This window comes from Acinetobacter sp. AG3 (assembly GCF_022343575.1).
Lineage (GTDB): Bacteria > Pseudomonadota > Gammaproteobacteria > Pseudomonadales > Moraxellaceae > Acinetobacter > Acinetobacter guillouiae.
The window spans coordinates 909,032-921,891 of record NZ_JAKQZD010000001.1; the positions used below are offsets into that span (position 1 = coordinate 909,032).

The following is a 12,860-nucleotide window of genomic DNA, read 5'->3' on the forward strand; positions in this document are numbered from 1 at the left end:
GGTTTGTTTTTACACAAAATAAATCAATTATTCTAAGCCATCTAAATAGCGGTCAGCGTCAAGTGCAGCCATACAGCCTGAACCTGCAGATGTGATTGCTTGACGATAAACATCATCAGCAACATCACCCGCAGCAAATACACCCGCTACAGATGTTGCTGTGGCATTGCCCGCAGTACCGCTGCGTACTTGAATATAGCCATTGCGCAGTTCAAGTTGATTTTCAAACATTGCGGTATTTGGTTTGTGACCAATTGCCACAAACATACCTGATACGTCAACGTCTTGAGTTGAATCATCTTGGGTAGACTTAATACGTACAGAGGTCACACCAGAATTGCTGTCACCTAAAACTTCATCAACTTGATGGTTCCAGATGATCGAAATTTTACCTTCTTTAACTTTTTCGTTGAGATGGTCTTGAAGGATTTTTTCCGAACGTAATTTGTCACGACGGTGAACAAGGGTAACGTGTGAAGCGATATTGGAAAGATATAGTGCTTCTTCAACAGCAGTGTTACCACCACCCACAACCATCACTTTTTGGTTTTTATAGAAGAAACCATCACAAGTTGCGCAAGCACTTACACCTTGACCCATATAAGCCTGTTCAGACTCAAGCCCTAAATATTGTGCTGTTGCACCTGTTGCAATAATTAAGGCATCACAAGTGTACTCATCCATATCACCTTTAAGCACGAAAGGGCGTACCTGAAGATCAACTTCATTGATATGATCGTATAAAATCTCAGTACCAAAACGTTCAGCATGCGCTTGCATACGATCCATTAACGCTGGACCTGTTAAACCTTCAGCATCGCCAGGCCAGTTCTCAACATCAGTCGTGGTGGTTAATTGACCGCCGAGTTGCATACCTGCAATTAAGGTTGGTTTTAAATTTGCACGCGCTGCGTAAACAGCAGCACTATAACCAGCAGGACCAGAACCTAAAATAATTAACCGAGAGTGACGAGCGCTCATGAGTCATCCTTTTTTATGAAAAATATAGAAATTGTTTGAATTATACGTGAAACTTTATCAAAGTTGTGTGGCTTCAATGTCGATAATATTGATCATCTAAATCGAATTGAGCTATATAGAATAATCAAATAATATTGTTTGGCATTTTTATCGAAATAAAAGCTTAAATTTCTAACAATGCTTTACAACACAAGTAAATAATAGTGCATCTTTTTTTTAAGAACAGGTGCATAATATAAAAATTTCTTCTCTCAAGAAAGCTGATCAAGCTTCAGAAAAGAGTAATTTGAACAATTGGTTACAGGATAGTATATGACTGCGGTGTCAAATGTTTATGCACAGCGCTTTTTAACAACAATATTCTTGATTTCATTTGGGATATATCTGTTCCTTGCAACAGTCACATATACTCCATTTGATCCAGGCTGGATGCATATTTCGAGTGATACACAACAGGTTTCAAATGCCAGTGGTGTAGCGGGTGCTTGGATTGCTGATTTGTTGTTTGGTTTTTTAGGTTGGGCAAGTTTACTCATTCCTGTATTTATTTTTATAGAAGCAGTGCAAGTGTGGTGGCCACGAAGTTTTGTGAGTCGTCCGTTTCGTTATGCTGCGCAATTTTTTATTTTGCTTGCGACCTCAAGCCTATTGTACTTGCTTTGGAATGTACCAGCAGACACATTAGCCAATGCTTCTGGCGGAATCATTGGTTATGAGCTTGGTGAAAGCCTATCTCAACTGATGAGTATTTATGGCGCAGTTGTATTTATTTTGCTCTTGCTTGTTGTTCTATTTACCTTAGCATTTGGTATTCAATGGAATAGAACGTGGGCAACACTGAAAGCCACGCCTGCTTATTTACAAGATTTATTTTATAAAAATGTTCCTGAAAGTGAATCTGCTTTTGATTTGACATCTCCGCAGAAAAATAAAAATCATGCGCATACGCATAAGGCTGAACCAATAACAGCTCAAGCTGAATTTGTCGAAGCTGATGATCAGGCACCAGTAAAAGAGCATTTGGTTGTTAAAAATACGAAACACAATCAAACAGCTGAACGCTTATTTGATGACATGATTGAGCAAGAAAATAAAACTCAACATCATGTTCAATTTGATCAAGACGATATTGATGATTTGGAATTAGAGCGGACTTTAGAAAAAGCACATCGTCTAGAACAAGACAGTCAACGTACTGTTTCATCTGGTGAAGTATGGAAAGCCTTACACCAAGATCAAGACCATAATCGTGATATTGATGCCTTGATCAAAGCGTCAGAAGATCAAACTGAAGATAAATATGCAGATCATTTGCCACGTGCGCATCAACATGATGTTGATCCTGTGCAGATCAATAAAAAATCTTCACTTGATTGGGATGATGACCAAGTGTTTGATGAATTGTTGTCAGTTGTACCAAATGGACAAACTGCCACAGATATCCATAGCCCATTTAATACCCCTACGGCGCAGACTCATATTGAAGCTGGTTATGTAAATACTGCTGTTCAGGGTGGGCAAAGCGTTGCGAGTGGTGTCGCAGTAGCGGCAACTTCAGGCGTGGCAATACAAAATTTAGCCAATGAATTAGATGAGCTGGCATCGCTTGCAGATGAAGAGCTTACTGAAAGCCCAACTGCGTACCAACAAAATCAGCAATCTGTAGATGTTCGTACAACCAGTAATTATGCGCAATCTACGCCATTTACCCGTGCCAATATTCAAACCAATTTAAATGCATCAACCTTGGTCAGTGAAGAAGAAAAGTCTTTAATTGCTGCAGATAAAGATGCATTTAGAGATGCTTGGCAAGAAACTGCGGGTAAACCTCAAGACGAATTGCAAAGTGAGTTTGCAGAACTTGAAGATGATTTCGACTTGGATGCACCATTAACCGATGCATTTGGTCGTCCGATGTCACGTGCAATGCAAGTTGCAAATAAGCGTCGAGACTTACCAACATTGCCAGGTTATGAACTGTTAGATAAAGTCGATCCAAATAAAAAAGTCAACTTTACCGCAGAACAATTGTCACGTTTATCTGAACTGTTAGAAATTAAACTTCAAGAGTTTAACGTCAAAGCCAAAGTCATCGAAGCCCAACCTGGGCCAGTGGTTACACGTTTTGAGTTAGATTTGGCACCCGGTGTAAAAGCCTCTAAAGTAACCAATATTTCCCGAGATTTAGCGCGTTCGATGTCGATGGCATCTGTACGTGTAGTCGAAGTGATTCCCGGTAAACCTTATATCGGGATTGAAGTACCGAATAGCAGTCGTGAAATGGTACGCCTGATAGAATTGTTGGAAACCCCCGTTTTTAAAGATCCAAATGGTTTGCTTTCAATGGCAATGGGTAAGGACATTTCGGGTAATCCTGTGATCACTGACTTAGGTAAAGCGCCACATATGTTGGTTGCGGGGACAACAGGTTCAGGTAAATCGGTTGCTGTAAACTCAATGATCTTGTCGATGTTGTTGAAATATACACCTGATCAATTGCGTTTGATTCTGATCGATCCAAAACAATTGGAATTAGCGAACTACAATGATATTCCTCATTTATTGACACCTGTTGTGACTGACATGAAAGATGCTGTCAGTGCTTTGAATTGGTGTGTCAATGAGATGGAACGTCGTTATAAGCTGATGTCTTTTTTAAAGATCCGTAAATTAGCCGACTATAACCGTAAAGTGGAAGAAGCCATTGCAAATGGTGAGGATCTTATTGATCCAACTTGGAAACCCAGTGATTCTGCAACACAAGACAGAGCGCCACGTTTGCAACCATTGCCTTCGATTGTGATTGTTGCCGATGAATTTGCCGATATGATCATGCAAGTGGGTAAAAAAGCGGAAGAAATGATTACCCGTCTGGCACAAAAATCTCGTGCAGCAGGAATTCATTTACTGTTAGCAACACAACGTCCATCGGTAGATGTTATTACTGGTTTGATTAAAGCCAATATTCCAACCCGTGTGGCATTACGTGTAAACAGTAAAATTGACTCGCGTACTATTTTGGATGGTGGTGGTGCAGAGGATCTCTTGGGCCATGGTGATATGTTATTCCTCGGTCCTGGTAAAATTGATCCTGAGCGTGTACATGGCGCATTTATTTCCGATGATGAAGTCAACCGTATTTGTGACGCATGGCGTGAACGCGGTGAACCGAATTATGTCGATGAAATTCTCACACCGTTCGATGAAGAACCGACCACGCGTGGTTTTGAAGATGGTGATGGAGATCCGAACCGTGATGCACTCTATGACCAATGTGTTTCATTTGTCTTAGAAACACGTAAAGTGTCTGTATCTTCACTGCAACGTAAGTTTAGCTTAGGTTATAACCGTGCTGCCCGTATTGTTGATCAAATGCAGGAGCAGGGTATTGTCAGCGAACAAGGACCGAATGGTAAGCGAGATATTTTGGTCTAATTTAAACAGATTACCATGAGCTTAGGCTCATGGTAATCATATAGGATTGAGAAACAGAGTGAGTAAATACAAGCACCAAAAAATAGAAAAAAACACGATAAGTACCATTTGAGCTTTACTAAATTTCTTTTGTTCAACGACCACAAATTGATTGGATTGTTGTTTAGCAAAATTGAGAGCCTTAAATGCAGGCATAAAAAAAATGAAATTCAATACGGTAATCAGATCATAAGGTTCAGGCAGTTTAATCAGTACTGAAAAAACAATAAATCCTATAAACATCCAGCCTGATGAAAAATTCTCTGTATATCCTTGTTGCTTGGCATAGTTATTTATTTTTTTAAACAAGGGATAAAGGAAAAAAATATAAAGTACTGCCCGAAAAGCTGGCATGATGTCTAATTTGTCTTTTTGCATAAAGAAACGCCACGCTTTAAACATCCACCAAATCAGATATAAACCCATCGTCAAAAAGCATAAGAGCATAAATTTATTGATGCTGATGATCTTCTGCACTTCCACAGGATGATGTGGGAGTTGCTCAATGGGTGAGGTTGAATCTTTTTCTGAATTAAGCATGATTTATTTTTTAAGCGCGTTTTAATTTTTGATTATAAAGATAAAATATTATTTTCTCCAATAATCAAAACGATCTTTTTAAAAGATCGTTGATGTTTTACTTGTGATATAGGTTCATTGATGTTCAGCCTAAAGGATTTTATTGAAGTACAGATATCGATGGAAAAACATGAATTTTCACACTAATATAAATCTGTCTCGCTGAACGGAATCTAGTCCATGTTGATCGCATTATGTACCTTAATCTTTATTCATTTTTGTGCCCTGATCACACCAGGCCCTGATTTCTTTCTAGTCTCGCAAACCGCAATTAGCCGTTCAAGAAAGCAATCTATTTTTGTGGTTTTGGGGATTACCGCAGGGGTGATGTTTTGGGCTTTTTTAGCTTTGGCTGGGTTGAATATCATTTTTGAAAAAATGGCATGGTTAAAGCAAGTGATGTTGGTTGTTGGTGGGATTTATCTGTGCTGGTTAGGCTACCAAATGCTTAGATCTGCTTTGAGTAAGAAAGAGAATCTATCACAGCATCATTTTGAATTACCACAAAGCAATTTACGTTTTTTTCTTAAAGGTTTCTTAACCAATTTATCAAACCCGAAAGCGGTGATTTATTTCGGTAGTGTATTTTCAGTGTTTTTAGCCAATCCACATTTAGATGGTGTGCATTCATTATTATTTATAATTGTTTCCGTGGAAACGCTGATCTGGTTTAGCTTTGTTGCTTTTGTATTTTCATTACCCAGCTTTAAAGCCGCTTACCAAAATGCCTCAAGATGGATTGATGGTATCTCAGGTGGGATCTTTACGCTCTTTGGTGCATATTTGATTGGCCATCGCTAAAAAGCATGCTCCAAAATTTAAAAAACCTGCTTCAAGCAGGTTTTTTATGCTCTTATTCGCAAATATTTTTAAATTATTCCACGTCTTTGGTTAATTGATAAAGTTCAGCATTTGGACCTTCAATCTTTTCACCCGTCGCAAAACTACGTGCCTCTAAGATATTTTCGCCAACAAAGTATTTGCGGTTATCTGCATTTTTATCTAGACCGATAATCGATCCAGATTCATCAAAACTAAAATGACCTTGAGTTTTAAATTCTTTGCCTTCACCTTTAACCCCTTCATATTCTTCAGTCAGTTCATACGTGTGATCTGATTTTAGGATGAGTTTGGTTTTGATTCCTGAGCAATCAGCACACGGAAGTAAACCTTTGTATTCACCAGCCCAATCCAAGCTATTTTGAGCATTATGTTCTGAATCAATCGTTGGGCTTGCTGCTTCATGCGATGCAGCAGCCTGTGTTTGTGCTGTTGCTTTGATATCCTCTGATGCATTATGAGTCGGTTTAGAACAAGCGCTTAATGACAGCGCTAAAATAGACATGACGAAGAGTGTTTTTTTCATAACATAACCCAAATGAATAAATAATTATATGTGAATAATTTTATCCAGAATATAAATTATCTCTCTGATATAAAATGTGAATTATGTAAGAAATTGCTGAGTAATGTAGTTCGATGTTAAAAAGTTAGGCTATTATAGGTGTTCTCTTAGTGTCCTATTTATAAGTATTCCAATCTATGTCTCATTTGGCTGAATACGTTGCTAGTATTTACAATGAAAAAAACGACAATCAAAAAAGCAATGATCAAATCAAAATTGAAAATGTCATTTTGCAATGCGAAAAAAATTATGAGCAAGATATAGAGATCACTCAGACCACCAAAATTTATACATTTTCAGATGGCACGCAATTGAAACAAACCATAGAAAAAGACAATCAGTTGTTTGAAGTGGAGTCTTGTCTAGAAAGCTGGATTGAATATCAGGTCATCCAGCAGTCAAATGTGAATATTCAGCCACAAAAAATTCATTTTGATAATCATTGTCGTGAATTACATTGGATTAACTATTTTAACCAAACGAAAAATTGATATATGCAAATTCATTGCAAAATTTAATCAAAACTGAATATTTACTGACAAGTTTTACAATGAATTAATTTTATACACTTATATATTAATTGCTGGTTTTCTATACAAAGTGGATTTTTATCTGATCTATTGGTTGTTACAATCCAGCGCGAATTCTTTATGTTTTGGTGTGCTAGGTGTTTGAAAAATTAGCTGAACAAAGTTTGGGCTGGATGGGATGGCAAATTGATAACCATTGGGATTTAAACATCGACCAATGTGTCATGATTGCAGCGCCGCATACCAGTAATTGGGATGCACTCTATGCACGTTTAGCGCTGAAAGCTTTGGGCGTTCATGTGCGTATTACCATTAAAGACAGCTATATGAAATTGCCTTTTGGACCCTTTGTGCGTGCTATGGGTGGAATCGGGATTGATCGCCGTCCCAAGCAGGATGGCGAGGAACGTCCAAGTATGGTTCAACTGATGAGTGAGCTGTTTAAGACCCATCCTAAATTGGTGATGCTGGTGACGCCAGAGGGAACGCGTGCAAAGCAAGAACAGTGGAAAACAGGCTTTTATCATGTTGCCACCAGTGCTGGCGTACCTATAGCACTGGCGTATATGGATTATAAAAACAAGAAAACTGGGATTGGTAAAATTGTTTATCCAACTGGAAATTATGAACAGGACATGGCTGAAATCATGGAGTTTTATGCTCAGATCAATCCGAAGCATCCAGATTTATTTAGTATAGATACCCGATTTATTCCAGAAGCTGAGTTTTGATTCGATAGCATCTTTGAAAACTCAAATACAATGAATTTAATTTTGATATGGGAAGAGTGATTTGGCACATTCCCATATTTTATTAGGGTTAAATATTTGCTGTTATTCAGCTGATACAGCATCTGCACATTGACATATTATTTTATAAATAACCTATTTTTTAGCTCAATTAAAATACTACTTTAATAATTCAAAAGATCTACATCGTTATTTAAGAATTACTTAATTTTTTAAAATGTCGTATATAAATAAATTGTTGAAATTGGCTTTAAGTTGAAAACAACTTATAGCCATGGTGTAAATAATTCTAAAAGTTAAATTCAACATTTATTGGGCATAGACAGGGATAACAAGATGAATAATAGCGTCTATTACAATGCAAAATTTCATACCGTGAATCAACTGCAACCTTGGGCAGAAGCCATGTGGGTAAAAGACGGTAAAATTTTAGCGATTGGCGATCAGAATGAAATTCTGAGTTTGGCAGCGGATGCTGAGAAATATGATTTAAAAGGGAAATTGGTAATACCTGGTATCCATGATGCACACACGCATCTTTTAAAAGCGGCACTTCTTCGATTGGAATATTCTTGCCAATTAAATGATCCGCAAACCTTGCAAGAATTGGCACAGCAACTCAAAGCATATTGGGAAAAATATGCCTCCAAACGAACATGGATTTTTGCCGGGCTCTATAACCCATTGATTTTTACTGCTGAGCTACTGACACGAGAATGGTTGGATCAAGTCATTCCAAACATACCTATTGTGATTCATGATTTTTCATTTCATAACGTCATGGCGAACAGCCAAGCACTACATCTTGCAGGAATCACGCGTGATACACCGAGTACGACCCGCGCAAAAATTGAAAAAGATCCTATAACAGGTGAACCTACTGGAATTTTGCGTGAAGGTGGATGGGTAAAATTATATATGGTCGCACCCACAGAGACCGATGAGGAAAATAAGTTCGCGCTTAAAATGGCGGCAAGTATATGTAATCAATATGGTATTACTTCGGCACAGGAAGCTTCAGCAACAAGGTCATTTCTGACAGCAGCTAAATCTTTGGATGATGACGATGAGCTTACACTGGATTTGATTTGTCATATTCCTTGGAAAGCAGAAATTATGTCATTGAGTGATCGTGAAGAAGATGAAAGGGTAATCGCAGAACGAGCACAATATGCGTCAAAACGTGTCATGGTGAATGGAATCAAAGTGATGCTAGATGGTACATCTATGGCACCCACCTTTAGCCATGTGCCCTTAGATCCGATTTCAGATGAACCTATTACTTACAATTTACTTCTCGATTCCAATGAACTCACTGAAAAAATTCGTGAATGGACCGAAGAAGGTTTGATCGTTAAATCACATTGTACGGGTTATGGTTCTGTGCGTATTGGTTTAGACAATTATGAAAATGCCAACAATGTTGAACGTCAAACAGGACAATTTCATGATATTGCACATGCCCATTATGTTTCTGCAAAAGATCGTAGCCGTTTTGCAGAATTAGACATTATTGCTGAAATGTCTCCCGCGATTTGGCATATCCCAGAATATCAGCAAGCGCTTGGCAAAGCCTATGATTTTCGAACTTTGTATGATGCTGGTGCAACCATGACGATTGGTACAGATTGGCTTTTGCCACCTACGCCAAATCTCTTTCCTGCACTGGCAGGTATTTTGCAGCACGGAGATGAAAGTGTGCCTTTGGACGTGGCAGTCAGGATCATGACGTTGAACGGCGCAATTGCTGTTGGCCATAGCCATCGTACTGGGAGTTTAGAAGTGGGTAAGGAAGCAACCTTTATTGTTTTGGATCGTAATATTTTTGAATCAAGCCCTGAAGAAATTGCTGAGACTCAAGTCATCACCACAGTATTACAAGGTCAGCATGTGTTTCAGCGTGCTAACTAATCTACTGGGTTAAATTATCGTTTATGTGCGTAAGGGAAGACATATATGAGCGGAATAAAACGTATTCCTGTGACCTTACTGACAGGTTTTCTGGGGAGTGGTAAAACAACATTGCTGCATCGTTTGTTGGCGGATGATCGCATGGCACACACGGCAGTGATTATTAATGAAATAGGTGAGGTTGGCTTAGATCATTTATTGATAGGTCGACTTGACGATGACATTGTCTTGCTAAAAAGCGGTTGTGTCTGTTGTAGCATGAAAACAGAACTTTCAGAAACGCTTAAACTTCTTTACTGTCGTGCTGAGGCAGGAGAAATTCCTGTTTTTGACCGTGTTATTGTTGAAACAACAGGTATGGCTGACCCGATTCCCTTGCTTAAACTTTTGCTAGCAGATGAAAGTGTCGCGACTTTATTTAGTGTGCAAACTGTGATTGCTACGGTTGATACATTATTGTCCTTAAATGTCCCGCATCAGAGGACGGAGAGACTACGTCAAATCGCTGTTGCAGATAAAATCATTTTAACTAAAACAGATTTGTCGCATGCCTTTACAACATTTACCAAGCACATCCGTACTCTGAATGCGAGTGCTGAAATTATTGATGGTGCGGATGTGGCGGCTGTTGCTTTAGTGATTTTTGATCGTGAAAAGTATCCCGTAACACGTAATTTATCTGATACGCAGTGGTTTACACATCAGACAAATTCTCAAAACGCTTTCAATAACGCACCGCATCATAATATTTTTACACTGTGTTTATATGCCAACCAAGCTTTATCTTGGGCGCGTGTGACCCATTTTCTTCAGAAGCTGGCACGACTTTATGGCGTGAACTTGCTCCGAATCAAAGGATTGATTCAGGTGGAAGAGTCGTTACGACCGGTGATATTACACGGTGTTCAACATTATCTATTTCCCGAATCTTACCTAAATGCGTGGCCTGATGATGACCACAGATCGAGAATAGTGGTCATTTTTGAAGGGGAAATTCATCAACAGATCCAAGCATTATTTGATGCCATTGTGCTTGAGCCAATGACCACATAGCAGAACGCCTGCACCCACAATCCTCAGCATTTTCAATTGCGCAATTTAAGCGTAGGGGGATTTGCATCTTAAAAAAACAATTTGGTTGATCGTAATTTTTTAACGATTTCTCTATTAGGAGACACTCATGGAAGACAAATATATTCACTCGATTGAACAACATACCATTCAGCAAATCCCATTAAATGCGCGATACGGTAAGGCTCGGGATCTATTCACACTTTGGTTTGGTGGAAATTTGATGCTACTGACGTTTGTGACAGGATCAGTTTCAGTCACCATTTTTCATCAATCTTTTGTCTCTGCTATTTTAAGTATTATTCTAGGGACGCTTATTGGTGGCATCTTTGCCGCACTCCATGCCGCTCAAGGACCGCATCTCGGTGTCCCTCAAATGATTCAAACCAAAGGGCAGTTTGGTGCATATGGCGCGCTTCCAATCCTTGGAATCGTGGTCATCATGTATGTCGGCTTTCTAGCTTCAAATGCGACGCTGGCTGGACAAGCCATGAATTTGCTTATTCCCTCATTCAGTCAGTCATCCGGCATATTATTCACTTGTGTCGTTGCAGTGATCGGCACAATCGTTGGTTATCGATTAATTCATCTATTTACAAAAATAACTTTTGTGATCTCTGGTTTGGCTTTTTTGGCAGCATATGTGTGGGTGTTTTTTATTCAAGGTTTACCTTCAGACTTTTTCGCGCGTAATTCTTTTTCAGCTACAGGTTTTCTCGCTACGCTTTCGATTGCTGCACTGTGGCAGATTGCATATGCACCCTATGTCTCTGATGCTACTCGTCATCTGCCAAAAGAAACAGGCGCTAAGGCAGCGTTCTGGGCGACATATTGGGGATGTGGATTGGGTACCATCATTCCAATGTGTTTAGGGGTAACTATAGGATTGGTGACACCGGGTGGAGATGTTATCGCTGGGATGATCGCTTATGTACCTGAGATGGGGAGCGCGTTTATTTTGATTCTGGTCATTTCCATATCAGCGATCAATTCAATGAATTTATATTGTGGTGTACTGACTTTAATTTCTTTTATCCAGACATTTATTCCATCATTTATGCCATTGGCTAAGGGACGAATTGTGATTTCATTTTTGTTAATTGCTATTGCGCTATGGATTGGAATCAAAGCATCCAGTAATTTTCTGCCCATATTTATTAATTTTATTTTCTTGCTCATCTACGTACTTATCCCTTGGACGGCTGTAAATTTGGTTGATTATTACTGGGTTCGTCATGGGGAATATGATGTCGATTCGTTTTTCCACCAAGATGGGGGAATTTATGGAAAATTTAACGTTATGGCCGTTTCTGCATATATTTTTGGTGTCATTGTTCAAGTGCCTTTTATTGCGACAGACTTGTATACAGGTCCTATTGCCAAGGCGCTTGATGGTGCAGATGTTTCGTGGGTTGTCGGTCTAATTTTAACCTCTATTTTTTATCTGATGGGGATCAAAATTTTTGGTATCAAAGACCATTCATACAAGGCAAAAAAATAAATTACGGCACGGCTATTGTGATGATGCAGCCATCATATCACTTTGCCTATATTAGGTTTGCTACAGCCTATTTTTACTGCTTCTAAGGCTGTTTGATCATCAGATAAAATCTGGAGATGAGATCGCTATATTTCACTAGGGGGTGTATTTAAAAATTCAGTAGCACAGGATGAGGGCCTAGGCAATTTTAAAAATGAACGCTGCTCATCATGATTTACGTTTATGATTTTAAAACACAATCATTTAAAACACGATATTTTTAAGATCATAAACGTTTTGCAGTATTCAAAAATAATCGGCTTATTTTTTAGCGTTGCTTGTTGTTGAGCGTTGCACACCGCCAAGGGATTCACAGGCTGTTTTATAAATATCGTATTGTTGTTGAACCACTTCATCGAGAGGAATTTTAAATAATTCATCTCCAGATTTATAGCGATCGACGTACTCAGTGGCTTTTTCTTTACTCACCGCAAGTGAGCGTTCATGATAAGTATTAATTGAACTGTGGGCCAATTCTGCTGTTTCAATATTATTACATTGAAATTGGCTGAGTAGTTTTTCCGCAGTTTTAATTTCACTAGATGTGCCAAGTACACATCCTGTTAAGAGAATACTGGCACTTAACAAAAATGAGTTTTTCATCACAGATATTTAAGAAA

General features: G+C 38.7%; 11 protein-coding genes. 7 read left to right on the forward strand and 4 right to left on the reverse strand.

All coding sequences use genetic code 11. The features are described 5' to 3' along the window. Positions 1-27 precede the first annotated feature (27 nt). Positions 28-981 (reverse strand): thioredoxin-disulfide reductase, encoded by a 954-nt coding sequence (gene trxB / locus L3V46_RS04435; protein ID WP_004723647.1) that lies wholly within the window; start codon positions 979-981, stop codon positions 28-30. Positions 982-1,293: 312 nt separating this feature from the next. Here trxB and L3V46_RS04440 point away from each other — a divergent pair, with 312 nt between their 5' ends. Further along, the gene (locus L3V46_RS04440) at positions 1,294-4,416 is read left to right on the forward strand and encodes a DNA translocase FtsK (RefSeq protein WP_239045016.1); all 3,123 of its coding nucleotides are present in this window, start codon (positions 1,294-1,296) and stop codon (positions 4,414-4,416) included. 36 nt (positions 4,417-4,452) lie between these two features. On the opposite strand, the gene L3V46_RS04445 is transcribed toward L3V46_RS04440, so the two are convergent. Continuing rightward, positions 4,453-4,995 carry a hypothetical protein gene (locus L3V46_RS04445; protein ID WP_239045017.1) on the reverse strand — a complete coding sequence of 181 codons (543 nt, stop codon included), beginning with the start codon at positions 4,993-4,995 and terminating at the stop codon, positions 4,453-4,455. A 219-nt stretch (positions 4,996-5,214) separates the two neighbouring features. Here L3V46_RS04445 and rhtC point away from each other — a divergent pair, with 219 nt between their 5' ends. Further along, positions 5,215-5,835, forward strand: coding sequence for a threonine export protein RhtC (rhtC, locus tag L3V46_RS04450; RefSeq protein ID WP_004817545.1), 621 nt, complete (start codon positions 5,215-5,217; stop codon positions 5,833-5,835). A gap of 73 nt (positions 5,836-5,908) precedes the next feature. On the opposite strand, the gene L3V46_RS04455 is transcribed toward rhtC, so the two are convergent. After that, positions 5,909-6,400, reverse strand: coding sequence for a copper resistance protein NlpE (locus L3V46_RS04455; RefSeq protein WP_004817543.1), 492 nt, complete (start codon positions 6,398-6,400; stop codon positions 5,909-5,911). 176 nt (positions 6,401-6,576) lie between these two features. Between L3V46_RS04455 and L3V46_RS04460 the strand changes: the two genes are divergently transcribed. The 5 genes from L3V46_RS04460 to L3V46_RS04480 all read left to right on the forward strand — a co-directional run bounded on the left by L3V46_RS04460 (position 6,577) and on the right by L3V46_RS04480 (position 12,201). Beyond that, positions 6,577-6,930, forward strand: coding sequence for a hypothetical protein (locus L3V46_RS04460; protein ID WP_239045018.1), 354 nt, complete (start codon positions 6,577-6,579; stop codon positions 6,928-6,930). A gap of 176 nt (positions 6,931-7,106) precedes the next feature. Beyond that, the gene (locus L3V46_RS04465) at positions 7,107-7,700 is read left to right on the forward strand and encodes a 1-acyl-sn-glycerol-3-phosphate acyltransferase (protein ID WP_004817539.1); all 594 of its coding nucleotides are present in this window, start codon (positions 7,107-7,109) and stop codon (positions 7,698-7,700) included. A 354-nt stretch (positions 7,701-8,054) separates the two neighbouring features. Continuing rightward, positions 8,055-9,629, forward strand: coding sequence for an amidohydrolase (locus L3V46_RS04470; RefSeq protein WP_239045019.1), 1,575 nt, complete (start codon positions 8,055-8,057; stop codon positions 9,627-9,629). A 45-nt stretch (positions 9,630-9,674) separates the two neighbouring features. Next, a complete protein-coding gene (locus L3V46_RS04475) occupies positions 9,675-10,682 on the forward strand; it encodes a GTP-binding protein (protein WP_239045020.1) in 1,008 nt (335 codons plus the stop codon). Between the two features lie 127 nt (positions 10,683-10,809). Continuing rightward, complete coding sequence (locus L3V46_RS04480; RefSeq protein ID WP_239045021.1) at positions 10,810-12,201, forward strand: cytosine permease; 1,392 nt, start codon at positions 10,810-10,812, stop codon at positions 12,199-12,201. Between the two features lie 300 nt (positions 12,202-12,501). On the opposite strand, the gene L3V46_RS04485 is transcribed toward L3V46_RS04480, so the two are convergent. Continuing rightward, the gene (locus L3V46_RS04485; protein ID WP_004723637.1) at positions 12,502-12,843 is read right to left on the reverse strand and encodes a hypothetical protein; all 342 of its coding nucleotides are present in this window, start codon (positions 12,841-12,843) and stop codon (positions 12,502-12,504) included. Positions 12,844-12,860 lie beyond the last annotated feature (17 nt).

Coding starts and splice junctions, on each gene's coding strand:
- trxB (WP_004723647.1), bottom strand. CDS start 981: ATGAGCGCTCGTCACTCTCGGTTAATTATTTTAGGTTCTGGTCCTGCT.
- L3V46_RS04440 (WP_239045016.1), top strand. CDS start 1,294: ATGACTGCGGTGTCAAATGTTTATGCACAGCGCTTTTTAACAACAATA.
- L3V46_RS04445 (WP_239045017.1), bottom strand. CDS start 4,995: ATGCTTAATTCAGAAAAAGATTCAACCTCACCCATTGAGCAACTCCCA.
- rhtC (WP_004817545.1), top strand. CDS start 5,215: ATGTTGATCGCATTATGTACCTTAATCTTTATTCATTTTTGTGCCCTG.
- L3V46_RS04455 (WP_004817543.1), bottom strand. CDS start 6,400: ATGAAAAAAACACTCTTCGTCATGTCTATTTTAGCGCTGTCATTAAGC.
- L3V46_RS04460 (WP_239045018.1), top strand. CDS start 6,577: ATGTCTCATTTGGCTGAATACGTTGCTAGTATTTACAATGAAAAAAAC.
- L3V46_RS04470 (WP_239045019.1), top strand. CDS start 8,055: ATGAATAATAGCGTCTATTACAATGCAAAATTTCATACCGTGAATCAA.
- L3V46_RS04475 (WP_239045020.1), top strand. CDS start 9,675: ATGAGCGGAATAAAACGTATTCCTGTGACCTTACTGACAGGTTTTCTG.
- L3V46_RS04480 (WP_239045021.1), top strand. CDS start 10,810: ATGGAAGACAAATATATTCACTCGATTGAACAACATACCATTCAGCAA.
- L3V46_RS04485 (WP_004723637.1), bottom strand. CDS start 12,843: ATGAAAAACTCATTTTTGTTAAGTGCCAGTATTCTCTTAACAGGATGT.